Here is a 22514-nt window from a genome sequence, read left to right on the forward strand (position 1 = left end):
TTAGCGCTGAAAGGTACGTCGAAATCGGTAGAGCAGCAAATTCCCCCCAACCAAGAAGCAAAGAATCTTTTAAAACAATAGCTTCCATTCGTATTATCTGATGCCGGAAGGGGGAAGCATCTCGTTGCCGGTAGCCGGTAATTGCGATAAGTTGAGTTTTGACGGTTATCCAGTTTTACCAATTGTTGGGATTGTTTCTCAGGAAAGTTGTCGACAGATATGCGACTGATCAGCTACCTAAGTGATACCGGCCCGCGCACCGCCGTGGCCCGTGGCGATGGCTATGTCGACTTGCATCAGGCCGACCCACTGTTACCAACCCAAATGAAGCATTTGCTTCCGATGCTATCGATGCATCACGATGCAATTCTGGAAGCCGCGGAAGAAGGGCGACTGATCGATCCTGCCAGGCTGCGACTGCTTCCCCCGGTGGTCGAACCGCAAAAGATCCTGTGCATTGGTTTGAATTACGCCGACCATGCTGCCGAAACCGGAGCGACCGTGGGTGACGAACCCGTGGTCTTCAATAAATTCCCCACGTGCCTGCGTGCCGATGGGCAGCCGATCGAACTTCCTGCGGTCAGCAAGGAGGTCGACTACGAAGCCGAACTGGTCGTCGTGATGGGGCGTGCCGGTAAGAATATTTCCCGTGAAGATGCTATGAGCCACGTGGCCGGCTATGCCGTCGGTCATGATGTATCCGCTCGTGATTGGCAAAAAGGGAAGCCTGGCAAGCAGTGGCTGCTTGGCAAGTCGTTCGATAGCTTCGCTCCCCTGGGGCCGGAACTGGTTACCGCGGACGAGATCGAAGATCCGCACAATCTTCGGATTCAGTGCCGGCTCAACGGCGAAACAATGCAAGACTCGTCCACCAGCCAGTTGATTTTCCGCATCGACTTTTTGATCTCTTACCTTTCCCAGGTCTGTACCCTGATGCCTGGTGACTTGATTTACACCGGCACACCCCCTGGCGTCGGCATGGCGAGGAACCCACCGGTCTTCTTAAAAGCAGGCGACCAGGTCGAAGTCGAGATCGAAAAGCTTGGCGTCCTGACCAATCCGGTGATCGACGGTAAATAAGTTCGACATGCCAGCAAGGCTACCTCGAAGAAGGTTGCCCACCGCTAGCCTTGCCAGCATATTTGCCTGACTTTACGCGTTTTACGCGATGCGATAAGCGACTCTTGTTTGCTGGCTAAATAGTGGCCAGCAATCATTCAGGACGCTTCGTTCGATTGCCGAAATGACATGTGTAGGATGATTAAATGCCACAGGGACGTGGTCATTTGTTTCACCAGGGATGGATGTGAGCATGCAATTCAGGCGGAATGGTCTGCGCGACGAGCGTCGTCGCCGGGCCCTCATGGACGATCGCGCCAGCGATTCAGGCAACCAGTCTACATCGAACACGGTCGATGACGTCGTTTGTCGTTCGGCACGGACTTACTCGAAGACTGCCATCGACGAGCGAAGGATTCGTATTGTCGACATAGTGCCGGTATATCTTGTCCACGTCACGCTCATTTATGCCGCTATCGTGCTTTGTGTGGCCGTACTGCTAGCCATGCATCACTACGGCGCGAACATCGTCCGCTGGGCCGATCTGACCCGCGTCGATAGCCTGGGAACGTATCTTTCGGCTGGCTCCCTCTTTGTCGGTGCTTTGCTGGCTTTTCTGACATATCGAATTCGACGTCATCGTTTGGACGACTACCGCGGCCGTTACCGCTGCTGGTTGTGGTTTGCCGGGCTGCTGCTGTTTGCCAGCTTAGACTGCATGCTGAACTTCCGCACGGATGTCGCCCGCGGTCTGGAAGCCGTCACACGGGTTCGCTTGCTTGGCCAAACCGATGGCTGGTGGATTGTCGTGTGGTGTGTTGCCTACGGTTCAATGACCCTCCGGGCACTGATCGAAGTTCGCGAAAGCGTCGGTACCATCGTGGTCGGAGTGATCAGCGCAGCACTGCTGTTCACCGGCATGGCCCTGCAAATGGACTTGCTCTTGCTGCCCAGCAGTGTGCCGATTGGTCTCGCGCTACACGCAGCCCAGCTTCTTGGCGTGGGGCTGCTGCTGGCGACGCTTGTTCAGTATTCGCGATTTGTATGGCTAGACGCCCAAGGGCTCATCTCGCGTCGCATTCGCCGCGTGGAAGAGGACGATGCGGACGAAACCAAACCGCAGAAATCGAGTCGCCGTACGGGTGCCGTGGCGAAGAAGCCCGCCGTTAAACCGACCGCACAGCAGGCGACCGACGAAGACGAAGAAGAAGCCAAGCCACGCCGCGGATGGTTCTCGTTTGGCAAGAAGAAGTCGGAAGAGACCGAAGAGGAAAACACCAAGCCGGTAAGAAAGCCTACGAAGCCTGCCGCCAAGTCGACTGACGAGGAAGAAACAACAGACGAAAAGCCACGCCGCGGGTGGTTCTCGTTCGGTAAGACGAAGTCGGGAGAGACGGATGAGGAACCAGCTAAGCCGGTGAAGAAGCCAGCGAAGCCTGTCGCTAAATCGACTGACGAGGGAGAATTAACAGAGCAACAGCCATGGCGTGGGTGGTTCTCTTTCGGCAAGAAGAATACGGAAGATGAGCCGGCCGAGCAGCCAGCCAAGGCTCCGCCCAAGCCGAAGATCGCCGCATCGACAGTCAAGGACGAGGATGCCGCAGAGAAGCCAAAGCGATCATGGTTCTCTTGGGGCAAGAAGTCTTCCGACGAAGCCGACCAGGACGAAGCGGCCTCGGCTGGAGAAGAACGCACCACGATGACCCCACGGGTCAAAACACGTCCCAAGTCGCAGCCGGCTCCCCAGGAGCGACCAGCCGCCAACCAGGGGCCGACCATCACCGGCAAGTACTCTCAGGATGACGACGGCTACTCGGATAATTCGGATGAAGACGAGGAAATCTTGCGACTGGAAGCCAAGCCGGATCACCTGCTCAGCAAGGCCGAGCGGCGGCGATTGAAGAAGTTAAAACGCCGGTCTGCGGCCTAAATCATCGCAGCCCCTTTGACGGGCTTTGCCGCCAGCGTCTAAGCTTAGGGATCGTTCCGGGCGTTTCCCTCCTATCAAGGGGGAGACGCTGCCCTTGTTCGGTTCCTCCAGCATGGCATAAGCCCTCATCATCATGGCACCAGTTCGTACTCGCTTTGCCCCCAGTCCGACCGGTTATTTGCACATCGGTGGTGTTCGCTCCGCGCTCTTTAACTGGCTATTTGCTCGCAAGCATGGTGGCCAGTTCATTCTGCGGATCGACGATACTGATCAACAACGCAACGTCGACGAAGCTTTGCAGCCGATCCTCGAGGGGTTTCGTTGGCTGGGAATCGATTGGGACGAAGGCCCCGAAGTCGGCGGCCCACACGAGCCTTATTATCAGTCGCAGCGATCCGACAAATACAAGGCCGCCGCCCAAAAGCTGATTGAAAGCGGTTTTGCCTATTACGACTACTCGACCCCGGAAGAAATCAACGCCGAGCGGGATCAGGCCACGTTCGAGAAAAAGCCGTTCCAGTACAGCCGCAAGTGGATGGCCACCACGCCTGAGGAACGAGCTAGTTTCGAGGCCGAAGGGCGTAGCTTCGTCGTTCGCCTGAAGATGCCGCGTGAAGGCAACTGCGAGTTTACCGATGCCGTTCGTGGCGATGTCTCGTTCGAGTGGGCCAAGGAAAACGATCACGTGATCCAGCGGAGCGATCGCTCGTGCTTGTATCACCTGGCCAGCGTGGTCGACGACCACGACCTGCAGATCTCGCACGTGATTCGAGCCGAAGAGCACCTCCCCAATACGCCGAGACAGATCTTCATCGCCCAGTCGCTGGGTTACGAATTGCCGGTCTATGCTCACCTGCCGTACGTGGCCGAGCCAGGCAGCAAGAACAAGCTGAGCAAACGCAAGCTTGACAAGTATTTGAAGAACCCCGACTTCAGCCGGATCAACGAACACGGCCAAGATATCGCCCATCGGATGGGTGTTGAGATGTCGGCCGAAACGTTCAACCCGGTGATCGTCGACTTCTACGAACTAACCGGCTACCTGCCATCGGCAATCTTGAATTACCTGGTTCTGCTGGGTTGGTCGCTGGATGACAAGACCGAAGACTTTACCGTCGACGAAATGATCCAGCACTTCAGCCTGGAACGCGTGACGAAGGCCCCGGCCAGCTTCGATGCGAAGAAGTTGTGGGCTTTCCAGGATCGTCATCTACAAAAGCTTTCGGTCGAAGAGAAAGCCACCGGGATGATGCCGTTCCTGGTGAAAGCAGGCCTGGTTGCCGATCCAGATGCTCCCGGCGAGAAAGAGAAACTTGAAAAGATTGTCGCCGCCTGTGGTGATCGTCTGAAGGTGATGGGGGATATCCTATCTTATGCCGACTACTTCTATGTGGCCGACGACAAGATGGAGATGGACGAGAAGGGCTTCCAGAAGCGACTCTCCAGCCCTGAATCGCAGGCCATCCTGGCAACCTTCCGCAATCATCTTTCCGCCGTCGAGGATTGGACGGTCGAACATCTCGACAAAGAGATGCACGCGTTCATCGACGAGGCCGACGTCAAGATTGGCGACATTATTCATGGCGTCCGTCTGAGCGTAACTGGCAAAACGGTTGGCCCTGGCATGTTTGATTGCCTGGCCATTTTGGGCAAAGAGTCGTGTCTGAAGCGTATGGATGCGACGTTGCATTTAGCCCAGGAAAAATTTCCACCTGATTCTGAATAGTCCCTGAATGTCCAACGAAGCAAGCGATGCACCTGCGTCCTCCATTCCGATTGTGAAGCTCCGCCCTCGCAAGGCCCAGCCGTTCTTTGGACGGCATCCGTGGGTCCGCGATAGCGGCATCGATAAAGTGATCGGCAAGGTGAAAGATGGAGATGTGGTCCAACTTCACAGCGAGAAAGACCGCTTCATCGCTTACGGCCTGATCAATCGCAACAGCCACTTGCGCGTGCGGTTGTACTCGTGGGACCAGGAGCAACCGCTAGGGGATGATTTCTGGCGCAGCCGCCTGGAACGAGCCATTCTGATGCGACGCGAAATGGGGCTGCTGCGAGACAACGCAGGGTGCCGCCTCGTGTACAGCGAAGCCGACGGGCTCAGTGGTTTGATCGTCGAAAACTTCGCCGGGCATCTGATGATTCAGGTGACCTCGTTGGGGATGTTCCGACGCATCGAAAGCATCGCGGCGATGCTGGGTGACCTGCTTCAGCCCAAAAGCATCTCCCTCCGCGGGGAAGCTGGCATCTTGAAGCTGGAAGGGTTGGAAGTAGAACCGGCCCTGCTTGCCGGCGAACTTCCCAGCGAACCTATTGAGATCATCGAGAACGATCTGCGTTTCGAGGTCGATCTTTCGGAAGGGCAAAAGACCGGATTTTACCTCGACCAACGCGACAACCGGCGCGTGGCGGCTAGCTACTTGCCACCCAATGCCAAAGTGCTGGATATGTTCTGCTACAGCGGCGGCTTTGCCATGAATGCCGCCAGGCATGGCGGTGCGTCCTCGGTGCACGGGGTCGATGGGAGCGGCCCGGCTGTTTCCGCGGCGCAGCGCAATGCCGAACGCAACCAACTCAGCAATGTTTCGTTCGAGAAGGCCGATTGCTTCGATTACTTAAAGGCTCGCGTCGATGCTGGCGATCAGTACGACGCGATCATTCTCGACCCACCCAAGTTCACCAAGTCTCGTCGCACGATCGACGAAGCCTTGCGGGCCTACTTCCACATCAATCGCCATGCCACGCAACTGCTGCGGCCAGGGGGCATTCTGGTGACCTGCAGTTGCAGTGGCAACGTGAACCGCGATGAGTTTCTGATGATGCTGCTGGGCGTATCGCAGAAGACGGGACGCGATCTGCGTCTGCTCGAACAGCGCGGGGCGGCCCCGGATCATCCGGTCAGCGCAACCTGCCTGGAAAATGAATACCTGAAGTGTTTCATCGCCAGCGTCGGCTAGGCGTTATCGAAACACCGACAGGTTGCCAAATTGCCCGTTGCGATCGTCATCGGGCAGATCGTCCGAGCGCCCTTCGCGATTGGGTGGGCCGACGTGGCGTCGTAGCTCTTCCACCAGAATCTTCCGATCGGACGGGGCCATGAAGACTTCCACCGGGCCTCTTCCGCGGATATCGAAGACAATCAACGATGCGGCATCGTCCCAGATGGTGTAGCTGAGAATGCGATTCCACCGGCACGGGTAGAAGCCGCCAATCATCATGCCTTCTTCGTGGACTTCCAGGTCGTGACCTTTGACATGCAGAAAGAACTGGACCAGCCATGGCACACTGGCCAGTGCGCCAAATCCGGCCATCGCAATGAACGGTAGAAACCCGTTGAGCGGTACGGCGGGCTTTTCTTTCATCAGCAAGGGAATCCACAACACAAACAGCGACAAGGTGTGCATTCCACCACCCAGTAGCAAGTTACGGTAATGCGAGGATTGAAACCCATCGACCGTGAATTGCCACTCTCCCAGGCGGCTACAGGCGACGCTGCGCCAGGTGACGATGATCGCCGCGAGCGACACATCTAAAACCAGAACCGTGGCCAGGCACAACAGGTAAGTGGTGATCTCGGTCGAGGATACGTCCGCGGTGAAAAAGAGAGGAGCAAACGCAACGGCCAGCGAAAGGCCCATGACGGTACCGCCGATACCACGCAGCCATCGTGCCTGACGAGACGGCAATTCTGGGCCGTGATTGAATCGCAAGTGGGCGGGCGAGTCGCTATCGTCAAATGAATTGGTCATGAGTGCTTTGATGGGGCAAGGCGATCGGCGATCGGACAAAACGCCTTCAGGAAAGAAAACGCATGGCGATCTCAATTTCGATTCCAGGGTATGACAAAATTACCGAACGTTCTCGTATTTCGCTCGCAGGTTGACTGTCCCCGCAAACCACCGCCTTGCAGAACGTCAGCCGGCAGAACATCTGGTAAGATGCCCTGCATCGATATCTGATTACATTTGCGAAAAGTGGCGTAAAGCCACTCGGTCGCATTTTATTTCGAGTCCGTCAATTATACCGCCCCGGTAGTAACAAAAAACCATGAAAGTGATTGCCTCGCACAACGGATTGGAAGCCACCCAACGAGCCTGGCAGCAGCTAGAAGCCCATTGCCCGGTGATCGATGCCTGTGTCGAAGGGGTGACCCTGGTCGAGGATGACCCGGAAGAACTGACGGTCGGTTACGGAGGGCTTCCCGACGAACAGGGGCACGTCACCCTCGATGCGGCCGTGATGGATGGGCGATCGCATCGCGGTGGTTCGATTATCGGCCTTACTGGGGTTCGGCACGTTTCTAAGGTGGCACTGCGGCTTATGCGCGAATCTCGCCGCGTAATGCTGCAAGGAGAAGGTGCCGATGCGTTTGCTCGGGCATGTGGCTTTCCGACCGAAGATCTGCTGACTGAGAATGCACGCAAACTGTGGCGACTGTGGAAGAGGACCTATCAGGCCAATAAAGAGTGGCTACCCGCTCCGAAGGATGAAGAAACCGAGGAGCTTATGAAGATCTTAACCTATTACTATCGCCATCCTGCAGGGACAGTCCACGTGGCGGGGCAAGACCAGCAGGGGCATCTGGCCTGCGTGACTTCGACCAGCGGGCACTGCTTCAAAACCAAAGGACGCGTCGGAGACTCACCCATTTTCGGTGCAGGACTGTATGTTGACGATGAACACGGCACTTGCGGAAGCATTGGGCATGGCGAAGCGAACCTGCTCAACTGCAGCAGCTTTATGGCAGTGCACTTGATGGGGCAGGGTATGTCACCCAAGGAAGCTGGCATGGCAACCCTCGAGCACGCAGCACGGCATGCTCCGCCATTTGAATTAGACCCGCTGGGGCGTCCCAACTTCAACCTGCAGCTATACCTTCTGGCCAAAGATGGAACGCATGCCGGTGTTTGCCTACGAGGAGATTGGAAGGTTGCCGTTACAGACCAGTCCGGTTCGCGTCTGGAAGCTTGCGAGGCGATGTTCCCCAGCAACTAGCGTTAAAAGCCGGAAGCGTCCCCTCGCAGTGCGTTAGCGCTGTCTGGCGCGGTACGCAACTTTCCTTCCAGTTCGATCTTAAGGGAATCGGTTGCCTCGTCAACGACGATTGTCAGGCCGCTGGTCGCCGTATCGGCGTATTCCCTGGGAAGCAGATTGACTGCTTGTCCGCCGGGCCCCAACGCATTCGCCCATACGGCAACTTTGTGCTCGCCGCGAACCACTCCATCCCCGTCTTCAAATGTAGTGAGTGTGAAGGTCCCATCGCTGGGATTGATCTTTCCGGTGGCTGGTCGGTTATCGGCAGGAACGACTTGCACGAAGCCATCTCCCTTGAAGGTCAATGGTTGTCCGTTCAGAAGAACCTGGCCCGAAGTCTTTACCCGCGAAGGGCGGCCATCACCACAACCAGTAAGAATCAGCGCAGCCAATGCTGCGCTGATCAAAAAGTATCTCGACATGGGGCAATCTCTGATAGGTGGGATGTTCAAGTAAACGCTCAGACGAGTGCCTGGTCTAGTTGATCGTTTTGGGTTGGCCGGAAGCTCGCTGACCCAGCAATTTGTAGGTGGTCAGGTTTATCGTTTCAGGGATGAAATGAACCGAGCCATCTCCAAACGCGAAGTTACCCCCACCTGGGTGTCGGCTGCCAAACGCACCGTTGAGTGCTTCGCCATAAGGAGAAGTGGTGACGCCTTGGCCTGGAGGCGTATTCACGGGGTTTTCCGTCGAACGCAGCGAGTCCAGGTGACGGCCTGCCGTCGTCCAACGATTGATGTGGTTGGATAGGTGACCATCAATCACTTCGCCGACAAACATCACATTGGACAGACCGTCGACGGCGTCTTGAACGCCAAACGAATCGCGGTAGACGAACATGCCGGAGTTTTCCCACTTCACTTTCGAGCCGATCCCCTGCGAAGGACCGTAGTGCCCCGAGACAAGCGCGTAGGAACTGGTCGCCCAGTCTTTACTGCCCGAGTTCACGGTTTCCGGCATGGTGCTGCTGGGGCAAACGAATGCAGCGGGACGAATCGAGAGAGTCGATGTCGGCAGATTGCCGGGGAAGTTGCTGTCGGGGCCGTACGGAGCAAACAGTTCGTACAGGTTGTTTTCTTCCAGGAACGGAAGCAGCAGCACGAAACCGCTGGTACCAGGTCCGTTGGTCGGGCTGCAAGCGCCGTCGCAACCGAGACGGCCGGTGGGGAACACCTTGAAACTCGATTCATAGTTGTGCATTGCGAGAATGATTTGCTTCTCGCCATTGGTGCATTGCATGCGACGCGCTGCCTCGCGGGCCTGTTGGACCGCCGGTAACAGCAACGCAATCAATACGCCGATGATGGCAATTACGACGAGCAACTCAACCAACGTGAAAGCATGGGTCTTGCGCATGGTGACACCGAGAAGTGAGGAGGAAGAAAGAAAGGAATTAGTTCGTAACACCGCCGGGCACGGTACCGTTCCGGCAATTCAACGGAAAAGGGGAGAGAATCTCTAAAAAATTATTATTCCGCAAATATAATTAGAGAAGATGAGTTTGTTAATTGCCCTGAAGGGTGGAGCGGTTCTGCGCGAGGGGATGGGCGATGGTAAGAATAGGCTCCCCATTTGGGGACATGCCGCGTACAAATCCGGCAATCTGTTGGTTTCGGTCGATTGCAATGGCACCGATTGGCAAGTCGATCGATTGGGGTTTGGAAAGGATCTCAACTCTCTTTGTGTAATTGATCGGTCGGCAGATGTCCCAGGCAAGCTGTTTGGGCACTTCATCTTGTTGAATCAGCATATAAGCGAACTGCGGATCAAGCCGATCTCCGCCGGCCAGATTAACTTGCGACCACTGGCCATCCTGTTCAATATTCTCAATCCGCAGCAGGCCCAGGTGCGATTCCTGGTCGATCCCCAGGCACTTGGCCGTGAACTTCTTGCCGTCATCTCGCACGATTTCAACCTGCTGGTCCCGTTTCCAGTCGTCGTCCCCCAGCATCGCAAAGATGCCTTGCCCCTGGTCGATCATGATGGCCGGGCGAACAGTCTTTCCTTCGCGGTGAACCTGGACAGTTGCTTTGGGCAGCCATTGAAGCAGGTCTTCCGATCTCTTCTGCCAATCGTCCCAGTTGTTGTTGATAGGTGAAATCGACACCATTCGCTCGTAATGCCAGGCACTGCTGGAAAATACGAAATGATCCCACGTCGACTTGCCCTCTCCGATCGATTGAATCGCGATACCTGTGATGTCGAGATCGCGGAAGTTGGAGAAGATATCAGGCCCGACCTGGTGCCAATCATTTTCCTTGATCTTCTTCGGGTCGAGTTCGATCACCCCTTTTTCGGCCTTGGTGGTTCCCACCGAATAAATAGCCGGCGACTCGTTATCCCCATCGTGAAGCAGTCGAATCTGTACGTAGCCTTCGCCCTGCTTTTGGAAGGTGAAACGCAGTTGCCGATACTGTCCAGGCAGTGGCCGCTCGCGAATTTCGATCGGACGATCAAAGCTGGCGATCTGCACCCACGGTCCATCCTGGATTTCCAGGGCCGGTCGGCTGACCAGGCGGATGTCATTTCTCCAATGCGCATCGGCCGGTTGCCCATCGATCGTTAGCAGTCCTTCAACCTGTTGTTCGGTTGGAGCATCCAGCACCGGCATCAGGAATGAGGGCTGTGACAAAAAGTGGATCCCTCGCCAGTCGACGGTGATGTTGTCTGGGCCTGGCGTCTGCGAGATTTCGAGGTCGACCTCGTGCCCAGCGAAGGGGGTCAGGTCAACCAGGAACGGAGCTGGTGTGTTGACATGGTCGTGAGTGTTGACGTTCTTCATCGACTCGGCAAAGACCGGAATGTCGTTGATACGAACTTCGATGTTCGGCTCGTCACCCCCATCGAACTTGGCCGTATTGATTTCCAGGTAAGAAACTTCCGGAGCAAGCTTCTTGGTCATCGTCAGTCGCAGCGGCTCGTCCTTGGCCACGACGGTTGTTCGCCACGAGGGGGACTCGTACGTGTATTCCACCCGGCGACGTGTCGTTTGAAATCGCAGCTTATTGAGATCAGACGCGACATTCCATCCGCTCCAGGCCAGGATTGTAGCCGGCGTTCGCTCGTCGATCGCTTGACGCAGCTTCTCTCGATCGAGCTGGATACGGGGCTCGATCCAGTTGGCCATATCGCGAATGTCGAACGGGTCGGCTCCTTCGGGACGTCCTTGATGGGCCATGTCGACTTCCAGGATCAGTTGCCCATCGCGCGGTACGCTATCCCAACGGATGTTGCCGGCGTCGGCCGTTTTCTCGGAGCCGACCATCAATTCCGATTCAAACTTGGGGGAACTCTCCCACGAGACCAGCACGCGTCCGCGAATACAACCACGGTCATGCGCGGCTTGATCGATCCCCAGCGTCGTGCGAAACCCCGTGGCAAGTGGCGGTAATTCAAAGCTTAGGCGGCTGGGGGCCATCACCCCCAAACTCCACCCGCTGATACGATCGCCTGACTTGGCCGTACCGGCGAGTACCCCTCGATTGACGCGTGCCGGAAAACCATTACGCGAGAACATCGCCCCGTCGCGGCTCTCGTGATAGGGCAAGCGAAACAACGGCATTTCGTCGAACGCCCAGCTTCTTCGCAACCAGGTCGAACGGCATTCGACCCAGATCGGATCGAGCGACCACGCCGGCTGGATGCCATGCACCCAGCGATCGGAATTGTTATTGTCGCCGCGTGAGTCGGCATCGATACGCTGCACGCTGGTGGTCGCCACCAGGCCGTCCGACGTCTCCCATTGCACCAGTCGCTGCTGATCGGCCGGATCGACTTTGCCGCTGGGAAAAAGGATGGCGAGTTCCCGCAAATGGCTGTCCCAGGTCGATTCGGTTTCCAGGTGCAATTCGGCGATTTCATGAAAGCCGAACGACATCCGCTCGCGTTCGACGAGCAGGTGGATGCCTGCTTCCGAAAAGCGAATGGCGCGGAAGGTGATCTCGCGCCCATTCTTGAGAAAGACCGTCGCCGGGACAAAGCGATCGATCAGTACCGGCATCTGTTCCCACACGATCTTCCGCACAAAGTCGCGGCGTACGCGGATGTCTGAGCGGTAACGCGTGTTCGACGATCGCCGAAAGGGAAAGCTGGGCGTGATCAGAAAGTGTTCTGGTATGTCGGTCTGGTATTCGACCCCCTCGGCCACGTAGGCATCAGGGTGCCCCGGGATGCGATCGCCGGAGAATAGCTCGATATAGGCGTTGGGGATCTCCGCCGGTCCCAGCGAGCGATCCATTATCCACCGCATGGGATTGCCCCCGTTGATTAGGCTTTGCCCAGCCAGTTGCGGCATCGCGTTGCCGGAGTACCAATTGCGCAGCACGTCGTCTTCGACCACTCGGCCATCTTCCAGCAGAGCCACAAACCGCTTTTCTTCGTCACCATAGGTGGTGGAGCTAATCGACCAGGCAGAAATCAGCAGGCAGAGCAGGGCAGAGCGAAAAGGCAATTTCACGACCTTTCGGGGCAATCAAGCGAAAATGAGGGGTACCAAGACGCCACAAGAAAATGACCACAATGCCGATTTGGTTTCATGCGGTACGTTGCAGCCGAAGCGAATTCCCTGATAATGAGGCGTTTTGCGAAGTCCATTATGGTCCAGACTGGGGGAACTTCCCATCGTCTGGTCTGGCATCGCACCGGTTGAAAACGATTTTCCCCTGCAAACGCTAAAACGAAAGACGCCCCCATGTCACTTTTGGTCGTCGGATCCATCGCCATCGATTCCATTCACACACCTACCGAGGTTCGCGAAAACATCATTGGCGGATCGGCAACCCACTTTTCCTATGCCGCCAGCTTTTTCAGTGGCGTTCGCATGGTCGGTGTTGTGGGGGAAGACTGGCAGGAAGAGCACACCCAGCTTTTCGCCGATCGCGGTATTGATACCAGCGGCATTGAAGTCGAAAAGGGGGGCAAGACCTTCCGCTGGACCGGCAAGTATCACGACAACATGAACGATCGTGACACGCTGGAAGTGCATTTGAACGTGCTGGAAAACTTCAGCCCGACTCTTACCGAAGACGCGACGCGCTGCCCGTTCGTGTTTCTGGCCAACGGCGCGCCATCGACGCAGCTGAAGGTCCTCGAGCAGATGACCGGTCCACGTCTGGTGGTCGCCGACACAATGGACCTGTGGATCGAAATCGAACGGGACGAGCTCAAGAAGCTGCTCGGCCGTATCGATGGTCTGGTGCTGAACGACAGCGAAGCCAAGTTACTGACTCAGGAAGAGAACCTGGTCAAAGCAGGTCAAAAGGTCCTGGAAATGGGGCCGAAGTTCGTCGTGTTGAAGAAGGGGGAACATGGTGCAATGTTCTTCTCGGAAAGCGAAACGTACGTCATGCCGGCTTTCCCAACGCCACACGTGGTCGATCCGACAGGGGCTGGCGACAGCTTCGCCGGCGGCATGATGGGGTACCTGGCCGAAAAGAACGACTTCGACCCGAAGACGCTCAAAGAAGCTATGGCCTACGGCACCGTCGTCGCCAGCTTGATTGTCGAAGACTTCAGCATGGATCGTTTGAAGGGTGCCAGCCGCGACGAAATCGACGGCCGTTTCGCCCAATACCGTCAGATGCTGACCTTCTAAGGCTTTCTGCTTCATGGAAGCGACTCGCTGTTTTCTGGCAGTCCGTATTTCGTCCGATGTTCGTCGCCGAGCCGAGAAGCTGATCAAGAAGCTCTCGGCCGCCGAGGCGGACGTGAAATGGGTCGAGTCCGAGAACCTGCACATCACCACCAATTTCCTGGGGGACGTTACCAGCCAGGACGTGGTTGATATCTCTCGTAAAACGATCGAGGTCGCAGCCAATCACGCGGCCTTCGAATTGGAGATGCACGGCACAGGGGCATTCCCCGATATCGATAATCCCCGCACGTTATGGGTTGGGGCTAATGCGGGTGCCCAGCAGCTGATTGACCTGCAGGAAGACCTGACCGAGCGCCTGGCCGACATTGGTTTCCCGCCAGATTCTCGTAAGAAGTATCACCCCCATCTTACGCTTGGCCGTCTGAAGCGCTTCAGCCGTAAGGTCGACGACCTGAAGGTATTGCTGGCAGAAAACGCCGATTTGCCGATGGGGGAGTGCCACGTGAAAGAAGTTTGCATCTTTGCCAGCAAACTCGATCGCACTGGCCCGAAGTACACGTTGATTGGCCGCGGTCAACTCGGTTAAGTGTCTCGCCGGTGGCATGGGCTATTCTGTTTTGTTTTGTAAGGCCTTTTGTAGTAAGGCGTTGCGGTCTTTCTTTCGCTTTCTGGAAATTCTTTTCCGGCGTTGGACCTAACGTGTCCTACCCCTCACCGATCATTAATTTCAGAAACAACGCAGAAACGAGTTTGCAATGTCGATGCAAATTTGTACACTGTTCATCTGTGCAGTTAGACATTCAGGCCGCTTGCAGTGCCTGCAGTCTTTCCCCATAAAGGAGCCCTGAGAAATGGTCACGGTCGCAACCAAGAGCAACGGTAAAATGGCAGCCAAGAAGAAGTCGTCCGGGAAGGACGTCGCTCCTAAGGGGGCGGAAGCCAAAAAGGACGTGTTTGCCGGGAACACCACCCTCAAAACGACTCTCGCGCAGATCGAAAAGTCGTTCGGCGAGGGGGCTATCATGCCCCTGGGTACCAATCAAAAGCCGATCGAAGGGATCTCGACGGGATCGCTTTCGCTTGACATGGCCCTGGGTGGCAAAGGAATTCCGCGTGGCCGAATCATCGAAATGTTCGGTCCGGAGTCGAGTGGTAAAACCACACTTGCCCTGCACTGCGTAGCCGAGGCACAAAAGTCTGGCGGGATCGCGGCATTCGTCGACGCCGAACACGCCCTCGATCCCAGTTGGGCCAAGAAGCTCGGTGTGCAACTGGAAACGCTACTGGTGAGCCAGCCTTCCAGTGGTGAAGAGGCGATGCAAATCACCGAGATGCTGGTCAAATCGAACGCGGTCGACATTATCGTCGTCGACTCGGTGGCTGCCCTCGTTCCCAAGGCGGAACTCAACGGCGAAATCGGTGACTCGCACGTCGGTCTTCAGGCCCGTCTGATGAGCCAGTCGATGCGAAAGCTGACCGGTGCCATCGCCAAGTCGAAAACCTGCGTGATCTTCATTAACCAGATCCGCGAAAAGGTGGGTGTGATGTTCGGTAGCCCCGAAACCACCCCAGGCGGTCGTGCGTTGAAGTTTTACTCGTCCTGCCGTGTCGATGTTCGCCGCATCGGTCAACTGAAAGACGGGGAAGAAGTGGTGGGCCAACGTGTCCGCACGAAGATCGTCAAGAACAAGGTCGCTCCGCCGTTCCGTATCGCCGAGTTCGATATGATGCACAAAGATGGCATCAGCTACGAAGGGGACGTCCTCGACCTGGGGATCAACCACAAGATCGTGGCCCGCAGTGGTGCCTGGTTCCGCTACGGCGACATGCAACTTGGCCAGGGTAAGGAGAAGGCCCGGATGTTCCTGGTCGAAAACCCCGAGATCACCGCCGAAATCAAGGAAAAGGTGATGGCCTCGGTCGAACCAGCCATCGGCCCGGTTTCCGGCCCCGAAGACGACGGCGAAATGCCATCGGATGGCGATTTGTAAGCGTCCCGCCCTCCCGGGTACGTTCAGTGACGGTCCTTTCCCCCCGGGATCGCACAAGTCCTCTCCGTTTGATCAACCACCGCGGTACGGTTCGTTCTGGGGACCATGCCGCACCCAAGCAGGATCCTGGCAGATCTCTGTCCCCCCTGGGATTTGCCTTACTCGTGCACGTTCCATTTCCCAAACAGGGTTCCGAGGTCGGCTGTCCCATGCACAGGGGGCAGCCGGCCTTGTTTGGGTTCTTGAATGACCCATATTTCTCACCAAATCAGTCACCTTTGCCCAAATTGGCAAAGAACTTATGATGAAGGGCTTGTGTCCCAACGATTGGGGAAGATGCGGTAGCTCCGGCCATCTGCTGAACACTGAAAACTGAACACTGAAAACTAGTTTCCCAATGAAAACCGACGAACTACGCGAAAAGTACCTCAGCTTTTTCGAGACCAAAGGACACACGCGTTGCCCGAGCGACGTTCTGGTTCCCACTTGGGACCCCTCGGTTCTGTTCACCCCTGCCGGGATGAACCAATTTAAGGATCACTTTCTCGGTCGCGTGAAGCTCGACTTCACCAAGGCCACCACCTGCCAGAAGTGTCTGCGCACCGGCGACATCGACAACGTCGGCCGTACCGCCTATCACCACACCTTCTTCGAGATGCTGGGCAACTTCAGCTTCGGCGACTACTTCAAAGAAGAAGCGATCCACTGGGCTTGGGAATTTCTGACCGATAAGAAATGGCTCGCGATCAATCCCGATCAGCTGAGCGTCACCGTCTACAAAGACGACGACGAAGCAGCTAACATCTGGCACGAAAAGATCGGCCTGCCTTTCAGCCGAATCGAACGCCTGGACGAAGACGAAAACTTCTGGCCAGCCAGCGCCCCCAGCCAAGGTCCCGACGGCGTTTGCGGTCCGTGCAGCGAAATCTACTTCACCCCGGCCGACGGCAAGAAGGTCGAGATCTGGAATCTCGTCTTCACGCAGTTCAATCGCGTAGGGGATCCGCCGAATAACCTCGAACCACTACCAAGCAAGAATATCGACACCGGTATGGGGCTCGAACGCACCGCGGCTACCCTGCAAGGCGTCACCACCAACTACCACATCGACATCCTGCGTCCGATCGTGGAAGCCGCCAGCGAGATCTGCGGCGTGAAGTACGACCCGGCTTCCGATAACGGCCGCCGCCTGCGTCGTATCACCGATCACATTCGCGCGTGCACCATGGCCGTTCACGAGAACGTTTACCCTGGTGCCAATAAAGAGAAGTACGTTATCCGCCGCCTGCTTCGCCGGGCTGTGCTCGACGGTCACCAGATGGGCATGCACCAGCCGTTCGCTTATCAGTTGGTCGACAAAATCGTCGAGATGATGAAGACGCCGTACCCGGATCTGCAAGACTCGGTCACACGAGTGAAGAACGTGATCAAGAGTGAAGAAGAAAACTTCCTCCACTCGCTGGACGACGGCATTGCCCGCAGTGAAAAGATCTTCTCCGGCATGCGTTCCGCCAACCGCACCGTCGTCAACGGCGACGAAGCCGCTGAACTGTACCAGACGTTCGGCTTCCCACCGGAACTGTTTGAACAGGTTGCCATCGAGCATGGCTTCACGTTTGACTGGGTCGGCTACAAGAAAGCGATGGAAGAATTCGGCGAGCGTTCCGGCGGCGAGCAAGTGAAGCTGTTCGAAACCGGTCCGATCGAGTCCCTCAAGAACTCGGTTCGTTCGACCGAATTTGTCGGCTACGACAACGAAACCACCGATGTCACCATCAAAGGCATTGTGACCGCGGCTGAAGGAGACGGTGAGTCGCAACTGGTTGACGACTTCAGCACCACCGGTCCAGAGCACAAGCTGGTCGTCGTGCTCGACAAGACTCCGTTTTACGGCGAGTCCGGCGGTCAGGTCGGCGACAAGGGACGCATTTACTCGGACGATTTCGAGTTTATCGTCACCGACACGCAAAAGGACAGCGATCTGTTCCTGCACGAAGGTTACCTGGCGAAAGGGACGATCTCGACCGACACCACCGCCAAGGCTCAGGTCGACACCACGCGCCGCGCGGCTATCAAGCGGGCACACTCCGCTACGCACATTCTGCATCACGCGTTGCAGAAGACGCTCGGTTCGCACGCCCAACAGCAAGGCTCGAAGGTGGAAGACGACCTCCTCCGGTTCGACTTCACCAACATGGAGCCGATCGCCCTCGATCAGCTGACCACTATCGAATCCGATGTGAACGCGAAGGTGGTCGACGGCGGCACGGTCAAATGGGAAACGGTTCCCCTGGCCAAGGCCCGCGAACTGGGCGCGATGATGCTGTTCGGTGAAAAGTACCCCGACCCGGTCCGTATGGTCACCATGGGTGACTTCAGCCGCGAACTGTGCGGCGGTACGCACCTGACCGATACCAAACAGGTCGAAGCGTTCGAGGTCATTAGCGAAGAAAGCGTCTCCGCAGGTGTCCGCCGTATCATCGCGTTGACCGGCGACAAGGCGAAGGAGTATCGCGAAAAGGTCGACCACTCGCTCGATGCGATGGCCAAGACGCTCAAGTGTGACGTGCCCAACATTCCCGAAGCCGTTCGCAGTCTGACTGGCTACGTGCGTGACTTGAAGAAGGCGGTCAACGGCAGCGGTAAAGCCCCGGAAGCTCCTGCCGCAATTAAGCCATATAGTGGCAAGGCCGTCGATTACTATCACCGCAAAGAGATGCTGAAGGAATCGGCCCGTCTACTCAATAGCCCGCTGTTCGAGTCGGCTGAGCGTGTCGCAACCCTGTACCATGAAGTCGACAAGCTGAAGCATCAGCTGACCGAACGTGAAAAATCGGGCACGCTTTCAGGCGATGACCTGCTGGCCAAGGCCACCACGGTCGGCAACACCAGTGTCGTCGTTGCCGATGTCCCAGGTGCCAATGCCAACCTGATGCGGCAACTGATCGACCAGATCCGCAAGAGCACCGAATCCTCGGCCGTCATGCTGTTCGCAGCTGCCGAAGAAGGTAAGGTCACCATCGTTGCCGGCCTCAGCAAGTCCCTCACCGATAGCGGCAAGAAGGCAGGCGACTGGGTCAAAGAGCCAGCCGCCATCGTCGGCGGTTCCGGCGGCGGTCGCCCGGATATGGCTCAGGCCGGTGGTAAAGACGCCGAGCAGATTCCAGCCGCGATGGCCAAGGCCGAAGAGCTGGCGAAGACGTTGTTTGCTTAGGCTGATGAACCCAACTCGCCCCTTCGGAGAGAGGGCTAGGGTGAAGGGGGAAACTGGGTACCAGGGACCTAATCATTGACTCGCTGCCCTGCATCAGATCGAATCGTAGGGTGGCTCTTTGGCGGATTGCCGTCTTGGGGATGGGGTCAGTAGATGACTTTCATGTCGAAGGAGTTTGCCTATGTACTTGCGCTTGATCTGGGATCAACCGCCTGACGATGGGCAGGACGAGAAGGCTGCCATCGAGGCCGCATTTCGCTACTCACCTTTTCGGTTGACCTCACCACTGATGAAGCATCCACGTGGGGGTTATGGTTTTCACGCCAATTGCCGCGCCGAGGATGTCGAGGCGATCGTTCAACTGCTTCGGGATCACAACCTGCTTTCTGTAATTTGAACGAGCGGCCAAGGATATGAACCGTCCCTATTGGCTCGATTCCGTCTACATCCTCGTGTGGATGCTTCCGCCGGTGCTTGTGGCGTTCGTGGTATCGAAGATGACTGGGCTCTCAGGCATCGTCGGGCTAGCCGTCTTTCTAGGCATCGGGCTTGTTGCCATCTTTCTTTGGCTGGCCTTGCTCGTCCTTTGGTCACGGCTGTTTAAATCCGAATCGTAGGTTGGCTATGTGCCGAAGACCTTGGTTGACATCGTCCAATGCGAGTACCTGCTTCGCCCCTCACCCTAACCCTCTCCCCGCCGGGGCGAGGGGACCAGGTGTACCGGCAATCGCTACAACCGCACCAACCCGCAGCGTTTCTGCCAGCTTGGCATTGTGGGCGGAAAATCCGTTGAGGTTTGCCTTAGGGAATTTCCGATAGCAGTGATAGCACTTCACTGCGAATTTCCCCCGATCTCAGCTATTCGTGAGGCACCCGTGATGCAAACTATGACCGCCGTGGCCAGTAACGTTCACCAGGCCCTTTCCGCCAGCCCGCACTTTCCTGGTCGACATCTTCAAGTCGAAGACAGCGAAGGTCGCGTCGTGTTGAAGGGTCGCGTCGTTAGCTATTTCCAAAAGCAAATGGCCCAGGAAACCGTTCGCCGGTTGGACGGCGTGCATGAAGTCGAAAATCAACTGGAAGTCGATTGGCGTTAATCGGTCCGCACCCTTCGGACGAAGATCAACCTCCAACGATCCATTCCTATAAAGTGAAATGCCGCCAGGTGAAAACCAGGTGGCATTTTTCATTTCGAACGCGCATTCCCAGCCATTTCTTCCTGAAAACTGAACACTTCAAACTGAAAACTCGCCTTACAGGCGACGCCCTCTTCAAACACCCCCGGCGGCGCGTCACAATGCGTTTTTGTTTGCAAACCAATCTTGCCACCGGCAACATTCAATTGAAGAGGAAGTTCCATGAGCCGCCCCGCAGCGATTACGTTCAAAGGCAACCCAATGACCCTGGTCGGCGAAGAAGTGAAGGTTGGTCAGGACGCTCCTGACTTCAAGCTGCACGCCTTCGGTCCAGCCGGTTTGACGGCCATCACCGTCGCCGATGTCAAAGGCAAGCCTACCATCATGAGCGTTGTCCCTTCGCTGGACACCGGTGTTTGCCAAACGCAGACCAAGAAGTTCAACGAAAAACTGGGCGACCTGGGGGATAAGATCAACGCCCTGACGATCAGCCTGGACTTGCCGTTCGCTCAGAACCGTTTCTGCGGTGCTGAAGGGATCGAAAACATCAAGCAGTACAGCGACTACCAGGATCGTAGCTTCGGTAACAACTACGGCATGCTGATCGACGAGCTGAAACTGCTGGCCCGCGGCACGTTTGTGCTCGATAAGGATGGCAAGGTCGTCTATGCTGAAACGTGCAAGGAAGTGACCGAAGAACCTAACTACGATGCTGCCTTGGCGGCGTTGAATTCGGCCCTGTAAGGCAACCAATCGCCAGTCCCCTCGCTCGCATTGCAGGCGAGGGGACGCGGCTCGATCGGCGGGCTGGGCCAAACTCTCTGGATGTCACGCCATGAATTTTCTGAAAAAGCATTGGGGCAAGCTGCTTGGGCTTGTCGGCGGCGCGGTGGCGATGCTCATCGTCTTGGTGCTCGCGGCTCCGATGATCATCGGCGTCGGCCCGGTGCGTAGCTTTTTGCTTAACCATTTGTTCAATGGGAAAGAAGTCGCCGTCTCGGTCGGCTCGGTTTCGGTAGGCTGGTTTCATCCGACGGAAATCCAGAACCTGCGCATTCAGCAGAACGAAGGGAAGTACAACGTTGGCGTCCCAAGGATCGCCAACGATGTCACCCTCTTTCAGTTGATCACCAAGCCGCGGCAGTTGGGGAATTTGACGATAGAGCAGCCGCTGATCGTCATCGAACTCCCCAGCGAACAGGCTGATCTGGTCAACGATGGTGTCGGCGATGCCCCTTCGCTGGATCAAGCCCAAGTCGAATCGGCCCTGCAGCGTACGATCGACGTCCAGGTGATCGATGCCACCGTGCAGGTCAAGAAGCCAGGGGGTGGCGAGCCCTGGGGATTCGAGAGGATCGGTTTCCTCGCGCAGCTGCGACCTGGCCGAACGGAAGAGGAAGGGCCATCGATCCTCATTCCTCAGGCGACCTTGATGGATCGCCAGCAGATGACCAAAGAGATGTGCGACGACATGCTGAAGTTCGTCGCCCCGATTGTCACCGGTGCCACGCAGGTCGACGGCGAGATCTCGCTTTCCTTATCTGACATTCGCGTCCCCCTGGCCGATCGACAAAACTCGGTTGGGAAGGGGCAAATGACGATTCACAAAGCTCAACTCACCGGGAAGTCCCCTATGGTGAAGAAGATCAGCGAGTTCCTCGGGCTCGGGCCGTCGGTCGAAGTGTTTACCGACTGCACGATCAACTTCGAACTGGCCGACAAGCAGGTCTATCATGAAGGTCTCGACTTCGGCATCGGCAACCTGCGTGTACGGACGCGCGGCTTTGTCGGGCTCGATAAGTCCCTCAACCTGATCGCGGAAATTCCTATGCCGCTCGATCCGGTCGAAGAGCTCAAGGAAGGGGAACTTCCTCGCCCAATCCTTTCGGCACTGCGTGGTAAGACGATCGAAATTCCCATCGTCGGCACGCTCGACAAACCGATCATCGATAAAGATCGGCTCGGTCAGTCGTTGATGGCCACTGCCGAATCGACGCTACGTGACATCCTGAAAAATGACGACCTCCAGCTTAACCTTGAAGGGGAGAATGGCGAAGTCGACGTCGATGGCATTCTCGATCTAGCTGGCTCGCTTCTGGAAAACGTCAATCGCGAAGGGGGAATGTTCGATCAGATGCGTGAGCGACGCGAGACGAACCCTCGCGGGCGAAACAACAAAGCCGATAATACAACCGAAGAAGAGGACGCTCCCCGCGAAGGCCTGTTCAAGCGGCTACTCAAACGAGCCCAGGAAGCGGCCGAAGATCCCAACGCTGTACCAGGGGATCAGCAAGACCCGGCCGCGCCTGAAATTGAAATCGACTTAAGCGAAGCCGTCGATCTCTAACTCCACTCATGTGCCCACTTTCCAGCGAGGAGAGGGCTAGGGTGAAGGGGCGAACCTGGTACCAGCTTCCCTTGCTGTCTCGTGAACGGCGAGGGGACAGGATTGAATAATCGGCGCAATCGTTACAGCCGCGACACCAGTCTAGCCAGATCTTAGCCCCCCGATTCTCTTTCTCTCCTCGGCTGAGGGGGCTGACCTATATTTGCCTGA

Annotated in this window: 19 protein-coding genes; 14 read left to right on the forward strand and 5 right to left on the reverse strand. The window is 56.6% G+C overall.

Translation table 11 applies throughout. From position 1 onward, the window contains the following. The first annotated feature begins 219 nt into the window (after nucleotides 1-219). The 4 genes from C5Y96_RS00705 (at nucleotide 220) to C5Y96_RS00720 (ending at nucleotide 5946) form a co-directional block, all read left to right on the forward strand. Nucleotides 220-1080, forward strand: a complete 861-nt coding sequence (locus C5Y96_RS00705; RefSeq protein WP_105349632.1) for a fumarylacetoacetate hydrolase family protein — start codon at nucleotides 220-222, stop codon at nucleotides 1078-1080. 232 nt (nucleotides 1081-1312) lie between these two features. Continuing rightward, the gene (locus C5Y96_RS00710) at nucleotides 1313-2989 is read left to right on the forward strand and encodes a hypothetical protein (protein WP_105349633.1); all 1677 of its coding nucleotides are present in this window, start codon (nucleotides 1313-1315) and stop codon (nucleotides 2987-2989) included. Between the two features lie 133 nt (nucleotides 2990-3122). Beyond that, nucleotides 3123-4715 (forward strand): glutamate--tRNA ligase, encoded by a 1593-nt coding sequence (gltX, locus tag C5Y96_RS00715; protein WP_105349634.1) that lies wholly within the window; start codon nucleotides 3123-3125, stop codon nucleotides 4713-4715. A gap of 7 nt (nucleotides 4716-4722) precedes the next feature. After that, complete coding sequence (locus tag C5Y96_RS00720) at nucleotides 4723-5946, forward strand: class I SAM-dependent rRNA methyltransferase (RefSeq protein WP_105349635.1); 1224 nt, start codon at nucleotides 4723-4725, stop codon at nucleotides 5944-5946. A 3-nt stretch (nucleotides 5947-5949) separates the two neighbouring features. Here the strand turns inward: C5Y96_RS00720 and C5Y96_RS00725 are convergent, their stop codons facing one another. Further along, nucleotides 5950-6738, reverse strand: coding sequence for a hypothetical protein (locus C5Y96_RS00725; RefSeq protein WP_105349636.1), 789 nt, complete (start codon nucleotides 6736-6738; stop codon nucleotides 5950-5952). Nucleotides 6739-7036: 298 nt separating this feature from the next. On the opposite strand from C5Y96_RS00725, the gene C5Y96_RS00730 reads away from it, so the two are divergent. Next, nucleotides 7037-7984, forward strand: coding sequence for an isoaspartyl peptidase/L-asparaginase (locus tag C5Y96_RS00730; RefSeq protein WP_105349637.1), 948 nt, complete (start codon nucleotides 7037-7039; stop codon nucleotides 7982-7984). 2 nt (nucleotides 7985-7986) lie between these two features. Here the strand turns inward: C5Y96_RS00730 and C5Y96_RS00735 are convergent, their stop codons facing one another. From C5Y96_RS00735 to C5Y96_RS00745, 3 genes are all read right to left on the reverse strand, one after another. Further along, on the reverse strand, nucleotides 7987-8445 hold the full coding sequence (locus C5Y96_RS00735; protein ID WP_105349638.1) for a hypothetical protein: 459 nt from the start codon (nucleotides 8443-8445) through the stop codon (nucleotides 7987-7989). Between the two features lie 55 nt (nucleotides 8446-8500). Continuing rightward, on the reverse strand, nucleotides 8501-9379 hold the full coding sequence (locus tag C5Y96_RS00740) for a DUF1559 domain-containing protein (protein WP_105349639.1): 879 nt from the start codon (nucleotides 9377-9379) through the stop codon (nucleotides 8501-8503). Between the two features lie 148 nt (nucleotides 9380-9527). Further along, nucleotides 9528-12479 (reverse strand): hypothetical protein, encoded by a 2952-nt coding sequence (locus C5Y96_RS00745; protein WP_105349640.1) that lies wholly within the window; start codon nucleotides 12477-12479, stop codon nucleotides 9528-9530. A gap of 234 nt (nucleotides 12480-12713) precedes the next feature. Here C5Y96_RS00745 and C5Y96_RS00750 point away from each other — a divergent pair, with 234 nt between their 5' ends. The 7 genes from C5Y96_RS00750 to C5Y96_RS00780 all read left to right on the forward strand — a co-directional run bounded on the left by C5Y96_RS00750 (nucleotide 12714) and on the right by C5Y96_RS00780 (nucleotide 19918). Continuing rightward, complete coding sequence (locus tag C5Y96_RS00750; RefSeq protein ID WP_105349641.1) at nucleotides 12714-13616, forward strand: PfkB family carbohydrate kinase; 903 nt, start codon at nucleotides 12714-12716, stop codon at nucleotides 13614-13616. A 13-nt stretch (nucleotides 13617-13629) separates the two neighbouring features. After that, entirely contained in the window at nucleotides 13630-14202 is a 573-nt protein-coding gene (thpR, locus tag C5Y96_RS00755) for an RNA 2',3'-cyclic phosphodiesterase (RefSeq protein ID WP_105349642.1), read from the forward strand. A 298-nt stretch (nucleotides 14203-14500) separates the two neighbouring features. After that, a complete protein-coding gene (gene recA / locus C5Y96_RS00760; protein ID WP_105349675.1) occupies nucleotides 14501-15607 on the forward strand; it encodes a recombinase RecA in 1107 nt (368 codons plus the stop codon). 397 nt (nucleotides 15608-16004) lie between these two features. Beyond that, the gene (alaS, locus tag C5Y96_RS00765) at nucleotides 16005-18821 is read left to right on the forward strand and encodes an alanine--tRNA ligase (RefSeq protein ID WP_105349643.1); all 2817 of its coding nucleotides are present in this window, start codon (nucleotides 16005-16007) and stop codon (nucleotides 18819-18821) included. Nucleotides 18822-19002: 181 nt separating this feature from the next. Next, nucleotides 19003-19218 carry a hypothetical protein gene (locus C5Y96_RS00770; protein WP_105349644.1) on the forward strand — a complete coding sequence of 72 codons (216 nt, stop codon included), beginning with the start codon at nucleotides 19003-19005 and terminating at the stop codon, nucleotides 19216-19218. Between the two features lie 16 nt (nucleotides 19219-19234). Then, on the forward strand, nucleotides 19235-19438 hold the full coding sequence (locus C5Y96_RS00775; RefSeq protein WP_105349645.1) for a hypothetical protein: 204 nt from the start codon (nucleotides 19235-19237) through the stop codon (nucleotides 19436-19438). 261 nt (nucleotides 19439-19699) lie between these two features. Beyond that, on the forward strand, nucleotides 19700-19918 hold the full coding sequence (locus tag C5Y96_RS00780) for a BON domain-containing protein (RefSeq protein ID WP_233198685.1): 219 nt from the start codon (nucleotides 19700-19702) through the stop codon (nucleotides 19916-19918). An 89-nt stretch (nucleotides 19919-20007) separates the two neighbouring features. Here the strand turns inward: C5Y96_RS00780 and C5Y96_RS27200 are convergent, their stop codons facing one another. Continuing rightward, nucleotides 20008-20181: a hypothetical protein gene (locus C5Y96_RS27200; RefSeq protein WP_158261020.1), complete on the reverse strand. Its 174-nt coding sequence runs from the start codon at nucleotides 20179-20181 to the stop codon at nucleotides 20008-20010. On the opposite strand from C5Y96_RS27200, the gene tpx reads away from it, so the two are divergent. Then, a complete protein-coding gene (gene tpx, locus C5Y96_RS00785) occupies nucleotides 20180-20701 on the forward strand; it encodes a thiol peroxidase (protein WP_105349647.1) in 522 nt (173 codons plus the stop codon). The genes C5Y96_RS27200 and tpx overlap by 2 nt on opposite strands. Nucleotides 20702-20792: 91 nt before the next feature. Next, complete coding sequence (locus tag C5Y96_RS00790; protein WP_105349648.1) at nucleotides 20793-22304, forward strand: hypothetical protein; 1512 nt, start codon at nucleotides 20793-20795, stop codon at nucleotides 22302-22304. Nucleotides 22305-22514 lie beyond the last annotated feature (210 nt).

Origin of the sequence: Blastopirellula marina (genome assembly GCF_002967715.1) — a bacterium.
In the GTDB taxonomy this organism is placed as follows: Bacteria; Planctomycetota; Planctomycetia; order Pirellulales; family Pirellulaceae; genus Bremerella; species Bremerella marina_B.